This window comes from Sediminibacillus halophilus (assembly GCF_900103695.1).
Classification (GTDB): Bacteria; Bacillota; Bacilli; order Bacillales; family Amphibacillaceae; genus Sediminibacillus; species Sediminibacillus halophilus.
In genome coordinates this window covers 1,165,003-1,188,279 of the sequence record NZ_FNHF01000001.1, presented here as the reverse complement: position 1 = coordinate 1,188,279, position 23,277 = coordinate 1,165,003, and the positions used below count along the sequence as shown (strand labels likewise).

At 42.2% G+C, this 23,277-nt stretch carries 22 protein-coding genes and 1 pseudogene; 14 read left to right on the top strand and 9 right to left on the bottom strand.

The genetic code is table 11. The annotated features are described in order from the left end of the window. Nucleotides 1-7: 7 nt before the first annotated feature. From ppsA to BLR82_RS06080, 3 genes are all read left to right on the top strand, one after another. Nucleotides 8-2,605, top strand: a complete 2,598-nt coding sequence (ppsA, locus tag BLR82_RS06090) for a phosphoenolpyruvate synthase (protein ID WP_074598056.1) — start codon at nt 8-10, stop codon at nt 2,603-2,605. A 346-nt stretch (nt 2,606-2,951) separates the two neighbouring features. Further along, nucleotides 2,952-4,904, top strand: coding sequence for a beta-glucoside-specific PTS transporter subunit IIABC (locus tag BLR82_RS06085; RefSeq protein ID WP_074598055.1), 1,953 nt, complete (start codon nt 2,952-2,954; stop codon nt 4,902-4,904). A 121-nt stretch (nt 4,905-5,025) separates the two neighbouring features. Next, on the top strand, nt 5,026-6,456 hold the full coding sequence (locus BLR82_RS06080) for a glycoside hydrolase family 1 protein (protein WP_074598054.1): 1,431 nt from the start codon (nt 5,026-5,028) through the stop codon (nt 6,454-6,456). Nucleotides 6,457-7,624: 1,168 nt separating this feature from the next. Here BLR82_RS06080 and BLR82_RS06070 read toward each other — a convergent pair. Further along, the gene (locus tag BLR82_RS06070) at nt 7,625-8,005 is read right to left on the bottom strand and encodes a hypothetical protein (protein WP_074598052.1); all 381 of its coding nucleotides are present in this window, start codon (nt 8,003-8,005) and stop codon (nt 7,625-7,627) included. Between the two features lie 173 nt (nt 8,006-8,178). Beyond that, nucleotides 8,179-8,820 (bottom strand): O-methyltransferase, encoded by a 642-nt coding sequence (locus BLR82_RS06065; protein WP_074598051.1) that lies wholly within the window; start codon nt 8,818-8,820, stop codon nt 8,179-8,181. Nucleotides 8,821-9,235: 415 nt separating this feature from the next. Here BLR82_RS06065 and BLR82_RS06060 point away from each other — a divergent pair, with 415 nt between their 5' ends. Both BLR82_RS06060 and BLR82_RS06055 read left to right on the top strand, forming a co-directional pair. Further along, nucleotides 9,236-9,646, top strand: coding sequence for a CotD family spore coat protein (locus tag BLR82_RS06060; RefSeq protein ID WP_074598050.1), 411 nt, complete (start codon nt 9,236-9,238; stop codon nt 9,644-9,646). 89 nt (nt 9,647-9,735) lie between these two features. Then, a complete protein-coding gene (locus BLR82_RS06055; protein WP_074598049.1) occupies nt 9,736-10,512 on the top strand; it encodes an N-acetylmuramoyl-L-alanine amidase in 777 nt (258 codons plus the stop codon). A 74-nt stretch (nt 10,513-10,586) separates the two neighbouring features. Here BLR82_RS06055 and BLR82_RS06050 read toward each other — a convergent pair whose 3' ends face one another. Continuing rightward, nucleotides 10,587-11,984, bottom strand: a complete 1,398-nt coding sequence (locus BLR82_RS06050; RefSeq protein WP_074598048.1) for an L-cystine transporter — start codon at nt 11,982-11,984, stop codon at nt 10,587-10,589. A 270-nt stretch (nt 11,985-12,254) separates the two neighbouring features. Between BLR82_RS06050 and BLR82_RS06045 the strand changes: the two genes are divergently transcribed. Continuing rightward, complete coding sequence (locus BLR82_RS06045; RefSeq protein WP_074598047.1) at nt 12,255-13,595, top strand: C1 family peptidase; 1,341 nt, start codon at nt 12,255-12,257, stop codon at nt 13,593-13,595. A 106-nt stretch (nt 13,596-13,701) separates the two neighbouring features. Here the strand turns inward: BLR82_RS06045 and map are convergent, their stop codons facing one another. Then, nucleotides 13,702-14,442: a type I methionyl aminopeptidase gene (gene map, locus BLR82_RS06040; RefSeq protein WP_074598046.1), complete on the bottom strand. Its 741-nt coding sequence runs from the start codon at nt 14,440-14,442 to the stop codon at nt 13,702-13,704. Between the two features lie 125 nt (nt 14,443-14,567). Between map and BLR82_RS21595 the strand changes: the two are divergent. After that, nucleotides 14,568-14,678: pseudogene (locus BLR82_RS21595) on the top strand (HNH endonuclease); the annotation flags it as partial. Between the two features lie 60 nt (nt 14,679-14,738). Here the strand turns inward: BLR82_RS21595 and BLR82_RS06035 are convergent. The 4 genes from BLR82_RS06035 to BLR82_RS20560 form a co-directional block, all read right to left on the bottom strand. After that, nucleotides 14,739-15,152 (bottom strand): DUF3021 domain-containing protein, encoded by a 414-nt coding sequence (locus BLR82_RS06035; RefSeq protein ID WP_074598045.1) that lies wholly within the window; start codon nt 15,150-15,152, stop codon nt 14,739-14,741. Continuing rightward, a complete protein-coding gene (locus tag BLR82_RS06030) occupies nt 15,149-15,607 on the bottom strand; it encodes a LytTR family DNA-binding domain-containing protein (protein WP_074598044.1) in 459 nt (152 codons plus the stop codon). The genes BLR82_RS06035 and BLR82_RS06030 overlap by 4 nt, the downstream gene beginning before the upstream one ends. Before the next feature lie 212 nt (nt 15,608-15,819). Next, on the bottom strand, nt 15,820-16,083 hold the full coding sequence (locus BLR82_RS06025) for a hypothetical protein (RefSeq protein WP_245693654.1): 264 nt from the start codon (nt 16,081-16,083) through the stop codon (nt 15,820-15,822). Between the two features lie 107 nt (nt 16,084-16,190). Then, nucleotides 16,191-16,349 (bottom strand): YvrJ family protein, encoded by a 159-nt coding sequence (locus BLR82_RS20560; protein ID WP_081704568.1) that lies wholly within the window; start codon nt 16,347-16,349, stop codon nt 16,191-16,193. A gap of 211 nt (nt 16,350-16,560) precedes the next feature. Between BLR82_RS20560 and BLR82_RS06015 the strand changes: the two genes are divergently transcribed. The 5 genes from BLR82_RS06015 to BLR82_RS05995 all read left to right on the top strand — a co-directional run bounded on the left by BLR82_RS06015 (nt 16,561) and on the right by BLR82_RS05995 (nt 19,755). Further along, nucleotides 16,561-17,175, top strand: coding sequence for a sigma factor-like helix-turn-helix DNA-binding protein (locus tag BLR82_RS06015; RefSeq protein ID WP_074598043.1), 615 nt, complete (start codon nt 16,561-16,563; stop codon nt 17,173-17,175). 4 nt (nt 17,176-17,179) lie between these two features. After that, a complete protein-coding gene (locus tag BLR82_RS06010; RefSeq protein WP_074598042.1) occupies nt 17,180-17,377 on the top strand; it encodes a hypothetical protein in 198 nt (65 codons plus the stop codon). A 163-nt stretch (nt 17,378-17,540) separates the two neighbouring features. After that, nucleotides 17,541-18,083, top strand: a complete 543-nt coding sequence (locus BLR82_RS06005; RefSeq protein ID WP_074598041.1) for a hypothetical protein — start codon at nt 17,541-17,543, stop codon at nt 18,081-18,083. A 137-nt stretch (nt 18,084-18,220) separates the two neighbouring features. After that, entirely contained in the window at nt 18,221-19,126 is a 906-nt protein-coding gene (locus BLR82_RS06000; RefSeq protein WP_074598040.1) for an ROK family protein, read from the top strand. A gap of 122 nt (nt 19,127-19,248) precedes the next feature. Then, the gene (locus BLR82_RS05995; RefSeq protein WP_074598039.1) at nt 19,249-19,755 is read left to right on the top strand and encodes a GNAT family N-acetyltransferase; all 507 of its coding nucleotides are present in this window, start codon (nt 19,249-19,251) and stop codon (nt 19,753-19,755) included. A gap of 68 nt (nt 19,756-19,823) precedes the next feature. Here BLR82_RS05995 and BLR82_RS05990 read toward each other — a convergent pair whose 3' ends face one another. Beyond that, on the bottom strand, nt 19,824-20,648 hold the full coding sequence (locus BLR82_RS05990) for a hypothetical protein (RefSeq protein WP_083334727.1): 825 nt from the start codon (nt 20,646-20,648) through the stop codon (nt 19,824-19,826). A 184-nt stretch (nt 20,649-20,832) separates the two neighbouring features. On the opposite strand from BLR82_RS05990, the gene BLR82_RS05985 reads away from it, so the two are divergent. Both BLR82_RS05985 and BLR82_RS05980 read left to right on the top strand, forming a co-directional pair. Further along, nucleotides 20,833-21,285: a DUF305 domain-containing protein gene (locus BLR82_RS05985; protein WP_074598038.1), complete on the top strand. Its 453-nt coding sequence runs from the start codon at nt 20,833-20,835 to the stop codon at nt 21,283-21,285. A gap of 296 nt (nt 21,286-21,581) precedes the next feature. Continuing rightward, the gene (locus BLR82_RS05980) at nt 21,582-23,081 is read left to right on the top strand and encodes a right-handed parallel beta-helix repeat-containing protein (protein WP_074598037.1); all 1,500 of its coding nucleotides are present in this window, start codon (nt 21,582-21,584) and stop codon (nt 23,079-23,081) included. Nucleotides 23,082-23,277 lie beyond the last annotated feature (196 nt).

Sequence of the window (23,277 nt, the reverse complement as noted above, 5' to 3'; positions counted from 1 at the left end):
GATTGTAATGGATGCTTTTGTTTTGAAATTTCAAGACATCGCCAATGCAAGACTGAATGTGGTCGGTGGCAAAGCGATGAATATGGCCAAATGCTCGAAGCTGGAAGGAATACACGTGCCAGCAGGGTTTTGTGTTACCACCGAAGCTTATAAAAGCTCCATTGGGGAAAACCAGGCGTTTCATGAACTGCTGGATCGCCTGGCAGCTAAAAACCTGGGGGAACGAGAAGAAATCAGGGAAATCAGCAAGAAAATCCGTGAGCTGATTGAAGGAATTGAAATGGAGAATCGAATCAAAGAAGATATCGATGAATGTCTTTTATCTTTGGGTTTCGAACAAGCGTATGCAGTGCGATCCAGTGCCACCGCTGAAGATTTACCAGACGCCTCCTTTGCGGGGCAACAAGAAACGTATCTAAATATCATAGGAAGAGAATCCATTCTGCGCTATATCAGAAAGTGCTGGGCATCATTGTTCACAGAGCGTGCTGTCGTTTATCGTATGAGGAATGGCTTTGAGCACAGTCAAGTTTATTTATCCGTTATTGTTCAACAAATGGTATTTCCACAGTCCTCAGGAATTTTATTCACTGCTGATCCCGTAACCTCCAATCGAAAACTGCTATCGATCGATGCCGGTTTTGGGCTAGGTGAGGCGCTTGTCTCTGGTTTAGTATCTGCAGATAATTATAAGGTGCGGGAAGGGGAGATTGTAGAGAAGACGATTTACAACCAAAAGATGGCTATCTACGCACTGAAAGAAGGTGGAACACAGCGAAAGGAAATGGAGCCTTCGCGACAAGGTCTGTCCACTCTGACAGATGAGCAGGTTTTAAAGCTTGAAAAAATCGCTAGAAAGATTGAAGCCTATTTTGGCTGTCCTCAGGATATTGAATGGTGTATTGTCGATGATACAATCCACATCCTTCAAAGTAGACCAATCACGACCTTATACCCTATCCCAAAAACGGGCGATCATGAAAATCATGTCTTTCTATCTGTCGGCCATCAACAAATGATGACCGATGCGATGAAACCGTTGGGCATCTCTTTGTTTCTGTTGACGACGAATGCTCCCATGTTCGAGGCGGGTGGTAGACTGTTTGTTGATTGTACACAGTCTTTGGCTTCATCTGCCCAAAGAGAAACGTTACTGAATACCATTGGAGAATCCGATCCTCTTACAAAAGATGCACTCACGAAGGTGGTGGAACGGGAAAATTTTATTCAATCCCAATCCCCTCCATACAGTCAACAAGAAAAAAGACCAGGTAGTAGTAATATCGATAAACCGGTAAACATTGAAGACGATCCGACGATCGTGTCTGATTTGATAGAGCGTCATCAAAGATCTATAGAAGCGTTAAAGCAAACGATTCGAACGAAAACAGGAGCGGATTTATTCCGCTTTATTTTAGAGGATATCCAGCAATTAAAGAAGAATCTATTTGACCCTGAAGGATTGCGTGTGATCAATGGTGCGATGAATGCTTCCGCGTGGCTTAACGAAAAAATGAACGAGTGGTTGGGCGAAAAAAGCGTAGCAGATACGCTTTCTCTATCTGTGCCAAACAATGTCACTTCAGAAATGGGACTGGAATTAATGGATGTCGCTGACGTTATCCGACCTTATCCGGAAATCATCCACTATCTCCAAGATGTAGAAGATGATAACTTTTTGGATGAACTGGTTACGTTTAAGGGCGGGCAGGAAGTAAGAGATGCTATCAATGTTTACCTCGATAAATATGGAATGCGATGTCCCGGTGAAATTGATCTAACGAGAACCCGCTGGAGTGAAAAACCATCCATCCTTATCCCTATGATTCTCAGCAACATCCGAAATTTTGAACCAGGAGCTGGCGCAAGGAAATTCGAGCAAGGACGACAGCTCGCTTTGAAAAAAGAAAAAGAGTTGTTGGATCGATTGAGGCAATTACCGGATGGTGAACGAAAAGCCGAAGAGACAAAACGGATGACCAGACTGCTCCGATGTTTCATCGGTTACCGGGAATATCCTAAGTATGGCATGGTAAGTCGCTACTTTGTTTATAAGCAGGCTTTATGGAAAGAGGCCGAAAAACTTGTTTCGGCCAATATCATTCAAAATAAAGAAGACATTTTCTATCTTTGCTTTGAAGAACTGCGCGAAGCAGCAACGACACGTCATTTGGATCACCAACTTATCGTCCAACGAAGAAAAGAGTACCAGCGGAATAAAAAACTAACCCCGCCACGCGTGCTCACTTCCGAGGGGGAAGTCATTGTAGGTGAATACAAACGAACAAATCTTCCAATTCAAGCTGTGCCGGTTTCTTCCGGAGCAGTAGAGGGAAGAGCGCGGGTCATATTAAATATGGAAGAGGCAGAGCTGGAAGATGGTGATATTTTGGTCACTGCTTATACAGATCCCAGCTGGACTCCTTTATTTGTAACGGTAAAAGGCCTCGTCACGGAAATTGGCGGACTGATGACCCATGGAGCAGTGATTGCACGTGAATATGGCTTGCCGGCAGTTGTCGGGGTGAAAAATGCTACGAAACTGGTTAAGGATGGCCAAAGGATCAGGGTGAATGGAACGGAAGGATATATAGAGATCCTCTGATTAACGGTGAGAAGGTACCGGGTAATATACCCGGTACCTTCTCAATCTGATAAAAGCTGGAAGGTTTTGTTGTCCAGCATGAAGCCAAAGAGATTACAGAAGTCGCTTCTTTTGAAAGAAATAGGCAAGCGAAGTTGTGAAATCGCTTAACTTTATTATTGACACCCCAAAAAAACAGTGGTAAATTAAACGTGTAAACGCCAACAATATCATAAACATTTTTAGGAATGTTACCTATTTTGGGCATAACCTGAATCGATTTGAATGACGCATAGCTATGTGTCTATTCAAAACGGTTCAGGTTTTTTATTTACAAAAATACGAAGGAAAGTCAGGGGGAATCACGATGAAATACACTCAATTGGCTAAAGACATAATTGAAAATGTCGGCGGCAAGGAAAACGTTAACAGTGTAGTCCACTGTATTACTCGTCTTCGCTTTAAATTGAAAGATGAAAGTAAAGCGAATACAGAAACACTGAAAAATATGGATGGCGTAGTGACTGTTCGAAAAAGCGGCGGCCAGTACCAGGTCGTTATAGGGAACCATGTCGCAGATGTCTATCAAGCTGTGGTTGAGGAAGGCGGTTTTCAGGCGGAAAGAGCAGTGGATGGTGACGAAGGGGAAGACAAAGGGGGGCTGTTCAACCGCTTCATCGACATGATTTCCGGCATATTCACACCGATACTAGGAGTATTAGCGGCTTCTGGTATGATTAAAGGCTTCAATGCCTTGTTTGTGGCAGTCGGCTGGCTTAATGAGGAAGGCGGAACCTATCAAATCCTGAATGCGATCGGAGACGGGCTGTTTTATTTCTTGCCGATTCTTCTAGGCTATACGGCAATGAAAAAGTTCGGTGGTACACCGTTCTTGGGAATGGTTATCGCAATGGCGCTGGTTTATCCGGATCTGGAAGGAATTCCGGCTTCAGGAGATCCTCTGTACACGCTGTTTTCGGGAACCATGTTTGAATCACCAGTGTATATTGAATTTTTTGGTATTCCGGTCATTTTGATGACCTACTCGATGTCGGTTATCCCGATCATTGTCTCAGCATTTTTCGCAGTTAAAGTGGAAAATTTCCTTAAGAAAATCGTACCGTCTGTTGTAAAGATGTTTTTGGTTCCCATGTTCACCTTGCTGATAATTATCCCCTTGACCTTTATCATTATTGGTCCGATTGCGACCTGGGCAAGTCAGTTGATCGGTCAGGCAACGATTTGGGCTTATGATCTTAGTCCGGTTATTGCGGGAATTTTCCTTGGAGGTTTCTGGCTGGTGTTTGTCATGTTCGGTCTGCATTGGGGACTTGTTCCAATAGCAATGAACAATATTGCGGTAGGCGGCATCGATCCGATTTTGGCATTGATTTTTGTCCATTCATTCGCACTTGCGGCAGCGATTTTTGCTGTTTGGTTAAGAACTAAGAACCAAAATACGAAAACATTGAGTGTACCGGCGATTATATCTGCGATTTTCGGTGTTACAGAGCCGGGGATGTATGGTATCGCACTTCCGCTAAAGAAACCATTTATTTTTACGGTTATTTCCTCGGCAATAGGCGGAGGGATCCTTGGTCTGTTTGGTACCCAAGCTTATGTCATGGGCGGTCTGGGAGTATTCCAATACCCTTCCTTTATCCATCCGGAAGAAGGGCTCAACACAGCGGCCATAGGTGCATTGGGGGCAGTGGGGGTCGGCGCGGTTTTAGCTTTCGTTTTAACTTACTTCTTTGGCAGCGTCAACAAAATAGAAGAAAGCACAGCAGAATCAGGATTGGAGAATAAGACGTCATCCGATGAATCTTCCCGGGAAGAGACAGCCGCAGGTGAAGAAAAAGTGAACGACGAAACGATTTTCAGCCCTCTAAATGGGGAGTTAAGAAACCTGTCTGAGATTGAGGATACAGCTTTCGCATCCGGTTCGTTAGGAGAAGGGATTGCGATTGAACCGACAGAAGGAAAAGTATATGCACCAGTTACCGGTACCATTTCCGCTTTATTTCCAAGCAATCATGCCATTGGCATCCTGTCTGACCAAGGCGCAGAGGTGTTGATTCATATCGGAATGGATACTGTCCAGTTGAATGGAAAACACTTTGAAGCTCATATTGAACAGGGAAGCCGGGTGGAGCTAGGTCAACTCTTGATTGAATTCGATTTGGATGCCATTAGAAAAGACGGCTTTTCCTTGACCACACCTGTAGTGGTGCCGAATTGTGATCATTACGAAATCAAAATGACGAGTGAAAAAGAAGTAAAAGCTCAAGGTGTATTGTTTGAAGCAAAAGCGAGATAAAGTAATGCTGTAGCGGGGTCTGGTAAAAAAGGACGGGTTCCCCTCCTACTGATAAGGTGCTATGGGGATTTAAACACTACAGTCATTATTTTTAATAAATGAAAAATTGGAGGAATAAACAATGGCAAAACGTTTTCCAGAAGGATTTCTATGGGGCGGCGCAACAGCTGCCAATCAAATTGAAGGCGGTTTTCATGAAGGAAATAAAGGAATGAATATTGCCGATGTACTACCAGGTGGTAAAGAAAGATTATCGCTAATAAGCAATCCGGGTTTCGATTTCGAGATTGATCCAGAAAAGTTTTACCCGAATCATGAAGCCATCGACTTTTATCACCGCTACAAAGAGGATATCGCCTTGTTTGCGGAAATGGGCTTTAAAGTGTTCCGTATGTCGATAGCATGGACACGCATTTTTCCTAACGGCGATGAGTTGGAGCCGAATGAAGAGGGACTTGCCTTTTATGATCGGGTATTCGATGAATTACACAAGCATGGCATTGAGCCGGTGGTTACGATTTCCCATTACGAAATGCCGGTCCATTTAGTGAAAGAATATGGCGGATGGAGAAGCAGGGAAGTGGTCGCCTTTTTTGAAAGATACGTGAAAGCGATCTTCAACCGCTATCAAGGTAAAGTGAAATATTGGATGACTTTTAACGAAATCAATAGCGGTTTGATGATGCCGATCATGGGGCTCGGTTTCTCTATCCAAAAGGAAGAAGATAAGTATCAGCCGACATTCCAGGCATTTCATCATCAATTTGTTGCCAGTGCCAAAGCGGTCAAGTTGTGTCATGAAATGATGCCGGAAGCGGAAATAGGCTGCATGATTATTTTCGCTCCCGTATATGCTTATGACAGTAATCCCGAGAACGCCATGCACGCACTCCAGGAAGAAGAACTGTTTAACTACTTCTGCGCTGACGTTCAAGTGAGGGGGGAATACCCGGCCTTTATCAACCGCTATTTCAAAGAACATGGGATTGAATTAGAAATGGAAGACGGGGATCTCGAAATCATCAAAGAAGGTACTGTAGACTATATTGGATTCAGTTACTATATGTCTCGCACGGAAAAGAAAGACAAATCCGACTTGGATGGAATCCAGGGCAACATTATGCAAGGGGTGAAGAACCCATTCTTGAAAGCGAGTGACTGGGGCTGGGAAATAGATCCGATCGGTTTGAGGATTTCTTTGAACAAACTTTACGGAAGGTATGAAGTTCCTTTGTTTATTGTGGAAAATGGCTTAGGCGCTTATGACCAAGTAGAAGAGGATGGTTCAATCAACGATGATTACCGGATCGAATACCTCCGCGAACATATTGAACAAATGGGCGAAGCAATCGAAGATGGTGTGGACCTGATGGGATACACAAGCTGGGGCTGTATTGATCTGGTCAGTGCATCGTCTGGAGAATATTCGAAGCGTTATGGGTTTATCTATGTAGACAAGCATGATGATGGCAGCGGCACATTAGAAAGGAAGCGGAAAAAGTCCTTTTACTGGTACAAAGATGTCATCGTCTCGGATGGGGAAAACTTGTAAAAAGAGTCTACAGATTAAAAATCGACTCCGATTCGATTAGGATGTTTGGCAGGAGTAATTCATTGGCAAGCCACGTTTGATAACTGATCAAACGTGGCTTGCCTTTTTATTAAAGAGATTGGTACCCTCTACCCCAATAAAAGGGAATGATTAATCATGTCCAAAATAACTGACTTCCAGGCAAAGTTTTCCTTTGGAGTAAGGTTTTAAGACAAAAAATGTGAACATTGCTTTGTACTGTTGATGGTAAAAAAACAACTCTATCATAATAGAATATATGAAAGGGAATAAAGGTATATTTAGAGAAAGTGATATATGATAAATACAAGTGAGGAATTTTGATGAAGAAAAACGTTAGGAATATTCTTTTGGTCGTGTGGGTACTAGTGATTGTTATCGGAACGCCTAGCTTTGCTACTATGGTTGGGGCTGCGCAAAAATTGATAAAGAAAAAGCTATTCAGAAATATGACTTGAAAGGGGATCGTTCCATTGGCCTTACTTTAGAGGAGATGGGATATACCCAGGAAGAGTTAGATGAGATGAGTGAAAAATTCGGCCTTATTTTTCTCCAACAGAAAATGGATGCACTTTGATGCAGCCGGTGCTCTAAATGGAGGAGGAGACAAAGAAGTTGTACAACGAGTAAAAAATATATCGAGAAAATAAACAAACTAAAAAACTATTCAGCCAATGGTATCGGTATCTTTTACAGTCGTTCACCAATGGAGATTTATGGACAATAATCTCATCGGGAAGGAATAATGAAATGCTATTTAAGTTATTAAGTACACCATTTAAAATAATGACAATCATATTGATAACCGCAGTGATAATGATTTTTTGCTTATCTTTATGGAGTTGGCATTATCAAAATCCATTCGCCATAACCAATTGGATTATTGTTGCTTTGTTTTTGGTGAATGGAATACATGTCTTTAATAAAAAAAGAAGCTGGGGAATCTGGTTAATTGCAGGTGCGATTATTATTGCGGCAATTTCCTGGGTGCAAACTCTGTATTTGTAAGTGAAATTGATACACAAGCTAGGGCTACATCGAGAAAACTTGCAGGGGGGGAATCTGTCTTCCTCCGTACTTTGAATTTACCGGGAGTGATGCAATAAGGAAGCCGCGTTTTGAAGAGACTTCAAACGTGGCTTCCTTTATATCAAGGAGTCAAAGTGATTTTTCCCGATTTTTCTGCCCAGTCAATCTCAAATGCAACTGCTTCTGCCTCTGATTGAGCACAACCTTCACACATACTGCCACTTTCTTCAATTAATCCATTTTCGTTCAATGTGTCTTCACCTTTTGTGCTACCGGCATCAAAATCGAAGGTATATGAAATCCTTTTTTTCGATAACGGTTCCTCTTCTTTATAGGAGATACTAAATGAGGTTTCCTGCTTGTTTTCTTCAGGTTGATAGATTTCATATCTGACCTGCCAGTTTTCGCTTTCTCCTGTGTACAACTTACAAGTTTGATTCTCATTATCGCAAGCTGTAAAGGTAACCACGATTAAAAAAGATAAAAGCAAGCGTTTATTCAATAGAAACACTCCTAATGAAGTGTGAGCTTTTACAGAATGAAAAAGTGGATTTTTTACTGTCATTTTAACACATGGGAACTTGGTCAAGATTACCAAATAAAACGGTTAAAAGAAAAGTCCGCAGCGAAACACCCGATTCCGCTGTGGACCTTCCTGGACATTGAGAACACACTCTATTTTTCTTTTACTCTGGAAACCGTCAATCCATCTCCAATCGGAATGAGCAAGGACTCTAATTGTGGATGATTGGCCGCAAGTTCGTTGAAATGTCTCATATCCTCTGTATAACGCTTTTTCTTCGAGGTGTCATCTACTACGCTACCTCCAGCTAAAACATTGTCAGACACTATCAATGCGCCTGGTTCAGCCAGCTTGATACAATGCTCCAAGTAATGCTTGTAGTTCTCCTTATCCGCATCAATAAAGAAAAAATCGAATTGTCGTTGATTTTCTTCCAATTTCTCCAGGCTTTTCCGTGCAGGTCCCGTGAGATAAGTGACCTGGTTGCCAAATCCAGCTTTAGCCAAATTGTTCTCTGCCAATTTTGCGTACTTTTCCTCGAGCTCCAGGGAAGTCAATTTTCCGTTACTTCCGAAGCCTCTTGCCAGACATATGCCACTGTAACCACCAAGTGCGCCTATTTCCAATACGTTTAGAGCACCGGAAATGGAAACTAGCATGGTCAGCAGTTTTCCGGAAGATGGAGACACGGATATCGATGGCATTCCGTTCTCCTTAATGGATGCTGTTACCTCTTTGAGAAGTGCGTCGTTAGGGGCAAAAACGCTATCAATATAATCATTCATCTTCTTCACTATAAATCTACTCTCCTATTATCTGTTTTTTAAACAATTATACTACAGTTGCCTTCTCCTAACCTGTTTTCCATCTGGGTGTCGGCTTCACTGCTTACTTTGTGCTCGCTGTTTAGGGATTAAGGTTAGATCGGGAAAAAGCCGCTGCTAATCCTGTGGTTGATTATTATTACAGCATATCTTTCTTTAATACTGGTAATGACTTATCTAATACGCTTTAATTCCTGAATTACTATAATTCGTCTCTAAAACGCGGTTCCTTCAAAGTGAAGGGGAGCAGGATTTTTTATTAAAAAACTATTTGGCCCACCCCTTTAGTAGAAGTGCACATTTTCTTTCGACAAGATACTTGTCTAGGACAAACCATTTTTATATTCATACACTGTAGTATCCCTAATGGAAAGGGGGGAATGAAATGGGACGTTGTCATAACTGTGATAAACGGAGAAATGCCGTTTCACCAAGTGAGACTTCTCCGGCAAGGGATGAAATGGTAGTCCATCCGACAGAAAGAGTAGTTAACACAAGAACAAGGCAGCGTGTCGTGAAGAATGTTCATCCGACCGAAGTAGAAAACGTTAATAGAACCGTTGTAAGAAATGAAAATTATTACCCTGTCAGAAATTACGAAGTGAATGAAACCGTAGTAGAGGATTATGACTGCGGTAGTGATCTTAACAACCCAAACTGCAGACGTGTCAGTCCGGCCTCGGATAGTAATGATAATCGAGGACATTGCAGACGTGTCAGCCCGGCTTCAGATAATAATGATGATCGCGGACGCGACAGACGTTGCTGCCGCCATCATAGGCGAAGTTGGATTTAAACAGGAGCACCCTTTATGGGTGCTTCTTCCAAATCTAAAGTCAGAGTAAAATGCATAGATTACTATTTTATTTTCCGAGGAGGATGAACATGACAAAAATTTTCATCGACCCTGGCCATGGTGGCAGTGACCCTGGTGCTGTTGGTAACGGGTTGCAGGAGAAGCATCTAACACTGGCCATTGGGCTGAAAATTCGCGATATCTTGAACAGTGAGTATGAAGGCCACTCTGTTATGTTGTCGCGCACCACCGATCAAGATATTTCATTAACACAGCGAACCAACATGGCCAATAACTGGGGAGCCGATTATCTAGTATCGATTCATATCAACGCTGGCGGCGGAACAGGGTTTGAATCGTACACATATAATGGCAGTTATTCTGGAAAGGCGGAAACAAACCGGCTAAGGGGGATCGTTCATGACTCGGTTGTCAATCAAACAGGGTTTAGAGACCGTGGCAAAAAAGAAGCAAATTTCCATATGCTTAGGGAATCTGCTATGCCGGCGGTGTTGACGGAGAACGGTTTTATTGACCATTCCGCAGATGCAGCAAACCTAAAATCCGATGCTTTTCTTACCCGAATTGCCCGTGGGCATGCGGACGGACTGGCGAACGCACTCGGTTTGACTCCCAAAAGTAGTGGCGGGGATACCGGAGTGCAGAAATATGTGGAGATCATTGTAGATTCCTTATGGACTTACAATACGGCAGATTGGGATGATAAGGCTGTTGTCGTCAATAGAGGAGAAGTTTTCACCGTCATTCGGGACAGGTTTCCAGTTGGCGGCGGGTATATGTACCAAATTAAAAGTGGATTATATATCACAGCGAATCCTTCCTATGTGCGGTACTATACGAGGTGAAGAAAAATAGAAAAAGAGTGAATGAGCGAGGGAGGCAGCTTTGAATGAAAGCTGCCTCCCTCTTAAAATGCATACTATACGGATTGACTGTCATCGATCGCAGTTTTGTCATCATAGGTCTTTACATTGAGCTTGCCTAATATGCGTGAAGTCAACGTGCCGGATACCATCGCTCCGTTCACGTTCAAGGCGGTTCGGCCCATATCGATGAATGCTTCAATCGAGATCAACAGCCCAGCTAATGCTACTGGCATATTCAAGGAAGACAACACAATCAACGCTGCGAAGGTTGCGCCGCCTCCTACCCCAGCAATGCCGAAAGAACTGATTCCGATGATGATGACCAATTGTAAGATGAATAATGGGTCAAGTGGATCGATTCCGACAGTCGGAGCGATCATAACGGCAAGCATGGCTGGGTAAATTCCCGCACACCCGTTTTGCCCCATGGTCGCTCCGAACGAAGCGGAAATATTAGCTATTCCCTGGTCAACACCAAGAGAGTTTTTCTGTGCCGAAATATTTAATGGGATTGTTCCGGCACTGGAACGGGATGTAAAGGCAAAGCCTAATACTGGGGTCACTTTCCGTAAAAACGTCATTGGATTCAATCCAAATACCCCTACCAACACCAAATGGATCACAAACATGGTCAGCAGTGCAGCATAGGATGCCATTACGAATTTACCCAATTCGATAATACCTGCGAAATCGGTAGTAGCAACTGTATTTGCCATCAAAGCTAAAATTCCGTATGGAGTTAAACGCAAAATCAACGTGACGATCCTCATGACTACAGCATAGACGGCATTTACCATTTTGGTAAACATTTCGGCTTGTTCAGGGTTTTTTCGTCTTAAGCCAAGGACAGCGATTCCGACAATGACCGAAAAAATGACGACCGCGATGACGGAGGTTGAACGCTGTCCGGTCATATCCAAAAAGATATTGGACGGGATAAAGTTCAATATCTTTTGCGGTGTGGATTGGGTTTCCACTACATCATCCAAAGTGGCCTCCAGAGAAGAGCCTCGATCCTGTTCGGCTTGACCTGCTTCGATCTGTTCGGCATTAAGATCGAAAATAGTGGCGGAAGCAATTCCGACTAGAGCCGCTACCATGGTTGTCGTAATCAGAATACCGATAATCCAAGCAGACATTTTTCCTAGTTCTGCTGATTTATCCAGATTAATAATCGATTGAATGATCGATACCAGCACGAGTGGAATAACAATCATCATCAAAAAGTTGACATAGCCGCGGCCGACGATACTGTACCAATCCGCAGTCGTGGCAAGCACCTCAGAGCCGCTTCCATAGACCCATTGTAGGATGGCACCCAAGACGATTCCCATCCCGAGGCCCGTAAACACTCGTTTCGTAAAGGAAACGTGTTTGCGTTGCATGGTAATTAAAATACCGATAATGGCTAGTAATACAATGATATTTGTAAAAATAAATAAAATATCCATCCATAATCCCCCTGTCTTGTGTTCTTGTTAGCATATGTAGCTACCGATCATTCTGCTCTCTTTCTAACACAAATAAATCCTATAAAAATAGTATGCTTTCAAAATTTATATTATTATCAATGTTCGTGTCAAGTTATTTGGTTAATATAGGAAAAGCTGCAACAACTTGGGGAGAACAAGAACAGTTTATTTTTTCTGAATCTTTAGTCTTTCCGGGTGAAAAGGCGTATAATGGAATAGGTACTATACAAAGAAGGGGAGGAAAAACAGATGACCAAAAAAATCGATAAGGATATGGTGGAAGCTTTTTCGAATAGTCTCTATAACTATCCGCAAAGCAAGGTAATTAAAGACGCAATCATGAAAAACGGCATCCAGGCTTCCATCCAAAACAATGATTCCGTTGTATCGATGAATCACGTGTTTTCCGAGGAAATTAAAACAGGGAAAGTGACCAATCAAAAGCAAAGCGGACGCTGCTGGATGTTCGCGGCTTTGAACACTTTTACACACAAATTGAACGATTTGTTTAATCTGAAGGACTTTGAGCTTTCGCAAAATTATACGAATTTCTGGGATAAGTTCGAGAAATCGAACTATTTCTTGGAAAACATTCTCGATACGGTGGAGGAGCCACTTGATGGAAGGTTGGTTTCCTGGCTGCTGGAGACTCCGCAGCAGGACGGCGGTCAATGGGATATGTTTGTTTCTTTGATTGATAAATATGGTGTCGTTCCAAAACAGGTGATGCCTGAAACCTTTCACAGCAGCAATTCAGCCCAATTGAATCAGCTGTTGGATGCCACTTTGCGCAAGGACGCTGTTGAACTCCGCAAACTTCATGGGGAAGGCAAACCGGAAGCAGAGCTGCAGCAAGTGAAAGAGGGGATGCTATCGAATATCTATACCATGCTTGTTTATGCTCTCGGGGAGCCTCCTCGGACATTTGACTTTGAATTCAGGGACGAAGAGCATGCCTTCCATAGGGAAGAAAGCATAACCCCGCACGCATTCTTTGAAAAATATGTCGGGATAAACCTTCATGATTATGTAAGTGTCATCAATGCCCCTACAGAGGATAAGCCTTATGGAAAGACCTATACAGTCGATCGGCTGGGTAACGTGGTTGACGGCACACCGATCAAGTATCTAAATGTCGATATGGAGACCTTGAAACAGCTCGCCGTTAAGCAGATAAAAGATAATGAAAGTGTCTGGTTCGGTTGCGATGTCGCACAGGATTCCAATCGAAAAGAAGGAATCATGGATACCGCTCTCTTTGATTATGAACAGGCATTCGGCTTCTCGCCAGGCATGTCGAAAGCGGAACGGCTTGACTTTAAAGACGGACTGCTGACACATGCAATGGTGTTGACCGGTGTCAATCTTGTCGATAATAAACCAAACAGATGGAAGGTTGAAAACAGCTGGGGAGAAAAAGTAGGCGACAAAGGCTACTTCGTAATGAGTGATGAATGGATGAACGAATACACTTATCAGGTAGTCGTTCACAAAAAATATTTGTCAGAGGAACTGAAGCAAGCCTGGGAGCAGGAGCCAGTAGTTTTGAAACCATGGGATCCAATGGGTTCGCTTGCTGTTATGAAGTAATGAAAAAATCGGCCGGGCCAAAAGCTGGTCACCAAAGCAAAACCGGGCGAATTCTAATGCTAATCGAATTCGCCCGGTTTTTGTTTTTAGGTTGGGATTCGTTCTCTTACAATGTGGTAATAATCGGCCCTTCCTTTGTAAGGATAATCGTATGTTCGTATTGAGCTACAAAGCTTTCATCAGTTAGGAAGGTCCAGCCATCTTCCGATTGGAAGACCTCCTCTTCAGAAGTAGAGATAAACGGTTCAAAGGCAATTACCATGCCATTCTTTAAAGTTTCATCGTCCCAGGGAGAGTGGAAGTTGAAAATATGTTCTGGTGCCTCATGAATGGAGCGCCCTATACCGTGTCCAGTAAGATTTTTTATGACTGTTAATCCATGCTGTTTTGCTACATTGTGTGCAGCCTTTCCGAGTTCGCTTTTTTTCGAACCCGGTTTTGCATGCTTAAGCCCGGCATCAAATGCTTCCTTTGCAACATCACATATTTTCTGTAAAATCATCTCTCCCTTACCAACCACAAAGGAAGTACCGGTATCAGCAAAATAACCGTTTTTTGAACCGGAAACATCAATGTTAACCAGGTCCCCTTCTTGGATAGTCCGTTCTCTTGGGATTCCGTGTGCTACTTCTTCATTTATACTAATACACGTATATCCAGGGAAATTGTATTCTCCTTTTGGTGCAGAGTGAGCGCCTGCTTTTTCAAAAAGCTGTCCCGCTATTTCATCGAGTTTTTTTGTAGTGACTCCAGGCTTGGTGCAATGGATTAATTCATTTCGAATTGCTCCACAAATTTCACCAATTTCTTTTAATCCCTTAAAATCTTCTTCAGTCTTTGCAATCATCGGATATCCTCACTTTTTAAAGTATTGTTAAATCAGTATTCCATTCAGTTTCTAGTATAAACGGAATATCTTTTTCTTCAACGAAAGATATTTCGGAAGGATAGGTACACAAAAGACACCATACTTTACCTCAAGTTATATTTCACTCCAAAAGAAAACAACATGATAAGACGAATGCCATGTTAATATGTCGATACTGCCATATTAAAGAGGATATTAATTTTTATATAAACTAATATCCTCAAATGATAGTCTAGGGAATGAGATCAGAGATGGCAAGGCGCCCAATGTTTTTCTTATTCAATATGCAGTAATTCCTCGTTTAACTTCCTGGACTGATTTTTGAAGTAAAGGTAAAAGCAAATCCAGATCACCGCATATATTGCCAGCGTGATGATAAGGAATAACAAGATGCTTGCTGTTCCAGCCGGAATCCAGCCAATTTGATAGGCAAGTATAAAGTAAGCAGCCATGGCGGTAACGAAGTGAAGTCCGGTCTGCTGAAAAAGCGATAAAGATCTGATTTCAAAGTAAAGCGGGGTAACAGAAAACAACCATCCGCAAAATATAGAGCCAAGTGAATTTCTCAGGAAAAGTCCCCCGTCCAGCACCTTTTCATCTGCGAAATATACTAGAGAATTAGTAGCCAATACGGCAATAAATGCACCAAAAAAGATACCAATCAAGCTTCTGACTAAAAAGGTTTTCACTTTTTATCCCTCCTGTTCATTTTTAAAATAGATCGGATATTGCTGACATAATGCCGTGAAGCATATTCCTTCGCTCCGGATTTGAAATGGACACAAAGTGTGCCGTTGAAGGATGGTTCGAAGTGGCTGATTTCAAAAAGATTTGCGACAACCGACTTGGAAATCCGGATAAACCGATCCTTAGGAAGAGTTTGGTCCAGTTCATATAATTTTTCTTTGACTTTGAATATTCCTGCTGGGGTTGCAGCCAGGACTGTATCCCGTTCCGATTGAAAATAGTAAACCTCTTCCGGTTTCAAAATATGTTGTTGATCCCCGTTTTTCCCGATAATAAAGTCTGTCTTTCTGTTTTCCAGGAAATCGAGAACTTGTTTAATCGAATCATCGATTTCCCTGCACTGGATTGTAACAGTCGTACTTTCATGGTTACGATCCACATCCAATAACACCTTCACCATTTCCCCTCCTTTTGTTCGATTTGTTAAATCCAGTATAGAGTTGCTTTCCTTTCTTGTCATCACGATGGAGACAAAACGTCAACTCGAAAAGATAAGATGCAATTCTTCATCTGCGACCTGCATTGCGGCATCCAGCTAAAAAAATCATATGTATCCACAAACCAAATAAAAGAGACTGTTCGGCTGAAACAGTCTCCCCTAACTTGTTTTTAGTAATAATAGCCGCCTCCATATGGAGGATATCCGTAATATGGCGGATAAAGCAGTGAGCTTCCCAGAAATCCGCCCACCACACCACCAAGAAATGGATAGCCGAAGCCTCCGTAAAACGGTCTAGGTCCGAAGAATGGTCTTGGACCAAAGAATGGGCGCGGGCCAAAGAATGGACGCGGACCGTAAAAGGGTCTGCCGCGTTCCTCTGAATAATATTCCTGTTGAGCTAGGGCAGGGTATTCCTGAATTTCGTTATTCATCCTATATCTCCCCTCCTTATCAGTTCTAATTCATTCTATTGAAGAGAGGGGAGTTTGTAGCCTGTTTCACCCAACAAAGGACACAAGATGGGCATCTATCCATAAATTCATTTTTCCTGACTGACTGCTTCTTTCAACCTGTCGATAGATTGCGCCAATGCAGTTATCCGTTTCTCAAACCGGAACAAAAGATATAATACCATGACAACCGGAAATCCAAGATCGCTTACAAGTGTCACTAATGAAGGGACAAGCGTCGAATCCATTCTTCCTCCTCCTTTCTTTTCTCTTTAAATTTAAAAAGAGAAGGATTTACAGCAAAAGTAAACCGGAACAAGATAGTTATATTTACACTAGAAACTGGAACAAATATTGCGATATAATGACAAAAAAAGCGAACAAATGTTCTTATTTTTGTGTAAATCAGTTTATTTTTATCCTGTTTCATGCTCTTTACATAGTAGGAGGGATGCATCTATGGAATATGAGCGCTTCTCAAACAGTCATCATGATAGCGTAGAAGAATTTTTTGAAAGATATCATGCCTTTGCAAGGCAGCCGGTAGTCAAGTCGTTTTTTTTGAATGAGGAAAACAAACAGCTATTGGAAAAAGCACTGGTGGAGAAAACGGAAGAAAGCCAAAGAAGATTGGACGAAAAATTTCGTGATTTTTATCGCCGGGCAAAGATGACCAAGTATTTTTCTAATTTGATCTATTTTAATTCGATCAACTTTGATAAGCGAACACGTACCTATTATGAAAAGTATTTAACGATACTCAATCAGCCGTTGTCCGATAAGGAAACGGATTCAGAAGATGAATGGATGGACATCCTTTCCAAGGAAACAACTGATCCAGTAGAAGAAATCGTTAAGGATAGTGAAAAATTGGAAGATCATATACAGGATGAAAAGTTGTATGATGCCATTCAGCAATTAAGCAAGCTTCAAAAAGAAGTGCTCGCACTCATTTATGTCGACCAATTAAAAATCAAAGAAGTTGCTGCTGTAAGGAAAACCTCCTCCCAAAATATATCGAAAATTCACAGGCAGGCAATCACGAAGTTGAAAAAATATTTTAAGGAAAGGTGACACGATGAAACAAGAACACGATTTAATTACCGAGTTCATTACCCAAATGGAACCTAAAATAAAGAAATCTATCAAATATACTTCCTTTCAGGAAAGGGATGATTTGGAACAGGAAATAAAATTGAAAATGGTCGAGACGGTATCCAGAGGAGTGATCAAAGAAACGCCTGGTTTCTGGGAGTTCAAACAATCATTCGAATGAGAGAACGGACACCGGACAGCTTGGACAGGTCGGTAGGTTTGTTTTTCTGAGGATGTGTAGAGAGTAGATTTCGATTTTCACTTATGATAGTTTTAACAAAGAAGTGTACGCACCTGCAAATGTAATCAAAAGTTTTATCTTCCAAAAGGAGTTGTACGAAGACATGTCAAACAGAACGGGGTTCCTAGTCATGCTTTCTTTCTTTATATTCTTCCTGGCTGCATGCAGTGATGCTTCCGATGATTCAGCAGCAGAACAGCAGTCGGCCTCCGGTGAGGAGTCACCAGCAGAAGATGGCGAAGCAGTATCAGACACTCCCGAAAAGCAAGAGGAAACAAATGAGGAAGAGGCACGAACCTCTGTAGAAGAAAAGGAAAGTCCAGAGGAACAAAAATCGAAGGATACTGTGAAAAATCAATCAGACACATCTATTGACGCTGATGAAGCTGCCGCTACCACCAATGAAAGAAGTAATCCTGCTATCACCGATGGGGAAGCCGCTATTACTTATTTAAAACAGCAATTGGAAATGAAAGAGAATGAAGATATTGTTTTCGATGACTTGGGCGGAAAACTGAAAGAAGATGAAGCAGGGTCTTATTACACCATTACTCTGACATCGAAGGCGATTGAACAGGATGGCGGTTCCGGAACAGTAGGTGTCTATAAAGTCTACCAGAATGGTGAATACGAGATGAAAGGCTAAAAATGTTCTGTTATATGAGATGAAACCGGAACACCTGAAATAATTACAGGAAGTCCCTAATTGGTATAAGCGGATACTAATACGTAATAAAATAAAATAGAAGAGTAGAAATAAAGGGGCAAAGGGAGAGGAAGCGATTGACGGACAAGTTTATTGCTTTTGATGTGGGTGGAACGAAAGTGAAGCATTCGGTAATACTTGGGGACGGCATTATACTGGAAAAGGCTCAATACGATACACCGGTCTCTGATTTAGAGAGGTTTTTGATGGAAATGGAACTTATCATCAAGCAATACCGTTCTCGTCATTCTGTTAACGGAATAGCGATTAGTATGCCAGGCCCGATTAATCCAGTAACTGGATACTTGGATTCTGATACAGCGGGAAACGTGGTCTGTATAAGAAGAAGGAGCATTAAAACGTTGTTGGAAGAGAAAATCGATGTGCCGGTAGAGGTCGAAAACGACGGGAATTGTGCTGCTTTGGCCGAACAGTTCAACGGTAATGCCCAAGGCGTAAAGAATTTTGTATGTGTAACGATTGGGACAGGAATTGGCGGAGGGATTGTGGTAGATGGAAAAGTTTTGCACGGCAAATCCTTCAGAGGTGGAGAATTCGGGTTCATGATAACGGACAGGTCACTTCCTGACAAAGCGATCTGGCATCGTAACGGTTCGACCGGTAGCCTGATTCAGGATTACAGACAATTCATGCGGCTTGATACGAACGAAAAGGTGGAAGGACAAGCGATTTTTCAACAGGCAGAGCAGAATGAACAATGTGCTGCTATCTTGGATGAATGGCTGACTAGTATCAGCAGCGGATTGTACAACCTGGCGGTCACATTGAATCCGGAAATCATACTAGTCGGGGGCGGTGTTAGCGCGCAAGCTGATCTCCTGCAAAAGATAGAAACAAAGCTGGAACAAATGGAATTTTGGAAGGACTTCCGTGTCCCGCTTGCTGTTTGTAAACATAAGAATGATGCAGGTATGATCGGGGCAGTACAGCATTTTTTGATAAGACAAGGACAAAACTTCTAGTAAGTGTAAGATTCAAAAAAAGCAGGTGTTAAGCCTGCTTTTTGTCTGGGTACATATTGTGAGAATGACATGAAAAGTTGTGTTAATATGAGGACGAATTCAGATTTTTAGGAGGTGATTGGATGGTGGAGATAAGACGTGCAGTCACGGAAGATGTTGAAGGAATTGCACATGTATGTATAGAAGGGTGCAGGGACACTTACGCAGGAATCAGAAGCAGGGAAAATATTGAACGGAATAATCGCATTTTTTATAATCACGAACGGATAACAAATGAGCTTCAGGAGGAAGATGGATGGGATGGTTACATAGTCGCAGTCGACAATCAGGAAGTGGTAGGAGCAATCGGCGGAGGAATGATTAGTGAAAAAGAAAGCGAAGTATATGTGCTTTATCTTGATCCCGGACGGCGCAGAGAAGGAATTGGCGGCAAGTTACTTGAGTTCCTGACCGGTATTCATTTGGAAAAAGGGGCAAAACGACAGTGGGTATCTGTCCAAAAAGGTAATCAAAAAGGACTCCCTTTTTATGAAGCAAAGGGGTTTCAATATCAGTCGGAGAGACCTGCTTATTCCAATGTTGAAGGGGAAAACTACCTTTCCTTCCGAATGAGCAGGGGAATAGGATAGGGTGGCGCTTTAAATAAAAAGCTTGTAGAAAACCTTCGTTTTCTACAAGCTAAGTGTGATGCACAGTCTCACTTTACGGAGGTAGCCATTTCCAAGGCATCCAATGGCACCCGATCAGTTGTCAGCCGATAAATCTTATCCTGCTCCTGCCACCGAATATCTACCTGGACTTCTTTTCCGCCTTGAGGGTAATCCACCAGCACTGCGCCTGTAGGATCGGGTGCAGGAAGCATATGGTTTTCCAGGTAATCCACCATTTTTTTCGCAATGCCAGGTTGATCCATATTATCCTGAGTAAGGGAGCTAATACTGAAAAGCCAATTCCCTTCTTGCCAGCTAAAGTACTGGTGACCTGTTGCTCCTTCCCCATAACCGGTTATCCCATGTCCTAAATCTGTTGCTCCTTCATCATAGGATGGAACTTCTTTGCCACTCTGAAATTCGTTCATTGCACTGCTTGCATCTTCTGCGGAATCATACAAAGTCCCGGAAAAAGTAGCAACCTCTTCTCCTGATGAAGTCTGATATTTAACTGTATAAGCGGTATCCGAGTTTTCCTCTATCTGCGGTTCCACATCTTCCTTGGTCGGAAAACTAGTCGGCAGTTTGACCGCTGACTGTTTCATTTTTAATTGCTCGCTGACAGAAGAAGGTTCTTGATTGCTCGTTCCGGTGTTCTCGTCCGTTTCATTCTGGGTTCTGTCGTCATTCTCGTTGTCATTGTTTTCTGTTGCTTCCCCGCTGTCTGCCTCTGCGTCTTGATTGTCAGTCACCTGGGAAGTCTCGGAGTCAGCCTGCTGATCGTTATCGGCATTATTGTCGGATGTACATCCTGCCGCAATTAGAAAACTCCCTAGCATAAACGGCAGAATTATGGATCTTTTAATTGTCATTTTTAATTCCTTCTTTGCTTTTTTTTGTAGTGTTCCCAGTTAAATAATCAATAAACCGGGATTATCTATCGATAAATGAAGGCGATATCGCTAAAAATGGGAGGGTGGAAAGCTTCGAAGGTTGTTTTATCAATGAAGAGGCAGGGTATTTCTTCTGATAAAGCAGTTTAAGGAGTGACAAAAGATGAAACCATATATACGATTTGCCGGCATGGTGTTAACTTCCACTATTGTCATGTTTATCTTCAAGTATTTTAGTACTTATCGTTTGAATCATGTTTTTTTCAGTGAGACAAGGGTGTATATGGCAACCATGATGGGGGCAGCCATGACGATGATTATGCTGCTTTTTATGTTTCGCATGCTCAAGAACAGAAAAGCTAACCTCGGTATCGCAGCGGGAAGTATTATAGTGTTTTTCTTATCTTTATTCCTGCTCCGCAGCCAAACCTTGGTCGATGATACAGATTATATGGAGGCAATGATCCCACACCATTCTATTGCCATACTGACAAGTGAACGTGCTCAAATAACAGATCCGAGAGTCCGAAAGCTTGCCGATGAAATCATCAAGGCACAACGCAGAGAAATAAGCGAGATGAAAAAGTTGATAGATGATCTTAAGAATGAGGAATGAATAGCCACCAAACTAATAACCGAACGAACGCTAAATGCTGATCGGATTCGCTCGGTTTATTTGTATGTACTCTTTTCTCCTGGTGTTTAATCCATGCTTTGTATTGCTAAATCAACAGGATAAAGAAGTACTCCTGCATTCATTCCCTTTCACACTTCTCTTATCTTCATCCCACCATATTATTTCTAGTATATTACGCAGAATACTCAAATAGTATTTAAGAAAAAATCGTTTTTGCGTATACGCCGATGCAATGATACAGCTCGTTAACCGGGGTGATGGAAAGGAGGAGAGATATGTGGATTAACGTAGAACATTACGGAGCGGTTGGTGACGGACAGACAAAGGATGCGGTTGTAATTCAAGCTGCATTGGATGAAGCAAGATGTACAGAAAAGGGGGTAACAGTGATAATCCCTGCGGGGACGTATCGGTTGGAAAAAACCTTATACGTCTCTTCCAATACACATATTATTGCCGCCCCTTCAGCCAGATTGGTGAGGGATCATGACGGTTACCTGGTTACCAATGGTCGGCCCGAAGAGTCGTTTGAGGGGTATGATGGCCATTCAAACATCACGATAGAAGGCGGTATTTGGGATTTTAATGGGGTAATACGACGAAAAATGCATAACTGTTTTGCAATCGGCCATGGAGAAAATATAACTTTACAGCGGATGGAAATAAGGGACGTTGCCGGAGCACATGCAATAGAGGTTTGCGGCTGCCGAAATGTTTGGATCAACGGCTGTAGGTTTTTAGGGTTCATTGACACTGGAGGTCGCTCTTTTTCGGAGGCCGTCCAAATTGACTTGATGAAGGCTGTTGGGGTGTTTAGTGCATTCGGTGCTTACGATCAGACCACTTGTGAAAACATATGGGTCAACGATTGTTATTTCGGTTCCTCCAACACAGAAGGGAGCCAAGTATGGCCGCGTGGAATTGGAAGTCACTCGTCCACTATTGGAGTCTGGCATGAAAATATCATGATAAGTAGCAATGTATTTGACGGTCTTACGAAGCAGGCAGTACGAGGGTATAGTTGGAAGAATCTCCAAGTCCATCATAACCAGTTTTTACATTGTGGAGCAGGTATAGAGGTGGCATCCCCTCCTTTAAGCGATGCAAAGGATACCAAGGATATTTTTGGAAAACAAACGGGGGCGAGCCAGCCTTGTGAAAACGTGGAGATAGTAAGTAACATTATTACTGGAGGGCTAACATATCATCATGGTATCGCCATTATTGGTGAAAGGACCGGCATACTGGAAAATGTCTCGATTAGCGGCAACATTATATCCGATCCAGCAGACCAAAGCAGCTATTCCGGGGTGAGTATCTTATACGGGGATACCGTGAAAGTAACCAGCAATATATTGAAAAACATAAAGGGAACCGCAATTATTACTAACAAGGGAAATAGATATAGTATCCACGATAACACGATTACTCGAACTGGTGGGGATGGGATTGTTGTAACAGGTCCGTTAAATGGAGTAGATATTAAAAATAATTCCATTCAATCAATTCAGGAAAATGGGATTTCGATATCGGAAAATGTAAAGATGGCTGTTATACACGGCAACACCATTTACGGAGTCAACGGCAGAAACATTGATGCTTTTCCTATTTCTATCAATCAGGCCGATTATGTAACAATCAGTGCTAACAACTATTTCAATGAAAAACCTGAATTTCTAACTTCTACAATGCTAAATATTTCTTCCTCCTGTAACCAAGTTATCCAAACTGGAAATCATTTTCTGAATCCTCCCAGAAATGCTTCTCAGTCTTGAACAGATGAACCCCTCTCCATTTTTAAAAAGTACACCTATTCTTCTGATAATATGTTCCATGCTATCATTGATTTTTTATCTCTCTCCACGTAATACTTTATAAAGGTGGGACGGGCAATTGGTGCCCGCTTGCCTTTGCAAACTCCATGTAAACTTTGTTAAGTCTGCTGCTTAGGAAAATATATCTAATTCCTAC

Excerpts from the sequence above, each read along its gene's own strand:
- ppsA (WP_074598056.1), top strand. The coding sequence starts at position 8 with ATGGATGCTTTTGTTTTGAAATTTCAAGACATCGCCAATGCAAGACTG.
- BLR82_RS06085 (WP_074598055.1), top strand. The coding sequence starts at position 2,952 with ATGAAATACACTCAATTGGCTAAAGACATAATTGAAAATGTCGGCGGC.
- BLR82_RS06080 (WP_074598054.1), top strand. The coding sequence starts at position 5,026 with ATGGCAAAACGTTTTCCAGAAGGATTTCTATGGGGCGGCGCAACAGCT.
- BLR82_RS06060 (WP_074598050.1), top strand. The coding sequence starts at position 9,236 with ATGGGACGTTGTCATAACTGTGATAAACGGAGAAATGCCGTTTCACCA.
- BLR82_RS06055 (WP_074598049.1), top strand. The coding sequence starts at position 9,736 with ATGACAAAAATTTTCATCGACCCTGGCCATGGTGGCAGTGACCCTGGT.
- BLR82_RS06050 (WP_074598048.1), bottom strand. The coding sequence starts at position 11,984 with ATGGATATTTTATTTATTTTTACAAATATCATTGTATTACTAGCCATT.
- BLR82_RS06045 (WP_074598047.1), top strand. The coding sequence starts at position 12,255 with ATGACCAAAAAAATCGATAAGGATATGGTGGAAGCTTTTTCGAATAGT.
- map (WP_074598046.1), bottom strand. The coding sequence starts at position 14,442 with ATGATTGCAAAGACTGAAGAAGATTTTAAGGGATTAAAAGAAATTGGT.
- BLR82_RS06025 (WP_245693654.1), bottom strand. The coding sequence starts at position 16,083 with ATGAATAACGAAATTCAGGAATACCCTGCCCTAGCTCAACAGGAATAT.
- BLR82_RS20560 (WP_081704568.1), bottom strand. The coding sequence starts at position 16,349 with ATGGATTCGACGCTTGTCCCTTCATTAGTGACACTTGTAAGCGATCTT.
- BLR82_RS06015 (WP_074598043.1), top strand. The coding sequence starts at position 16,561 with ATGGAATATGAGCGCTTCTCAAACAGTCATCATGATAGCGTAGAAGAA.
- BLR82_RS06010 (WP_074598042.1), top strand. The coding sequence starts at position 17,180 with ATGAAACAAGAACACGATTTAATTACCGAGTTCATTACCCAAATGGAA.
- BLR82_RS06005 (WP_074598041.1), top strand. The coding sequence starts at position 17,541 with ATGTCAAACAGAACGGGGTTCCTAGTCATGCTTTCTTTCTTTATATTC.
- BLR82_RS05995 (WP_074598039.1), top strand. The coding sequence starts at position 19,249 with ATGGTGGAGATAAGACGTGCAGTCACGGAAGATGTTGAAGGAATTGCA.
- BLR82_RS05990 (WP_083334727.1), bottom strand. The coding sequence starts at position 20,648 with ATGACAATTAAAAGATCCATAATTCTGCCGTTTATGCTAGGGAGTTTT.
- BLR82_RS05985 (WP_074598038.1), top strand. The coding sequence starts at position 20,833 with ATGAAACCATATATACGATTTGCCGGCATGGTGTTAACTTCCACTATT.
- BLR82_RS05980 (WP_074598037.1), top strand. The coding sequence starts at position 21,582 with ATGTGGATTAACGTAGAACATTACGGAGCGGTTGGTGACGGACAGACA.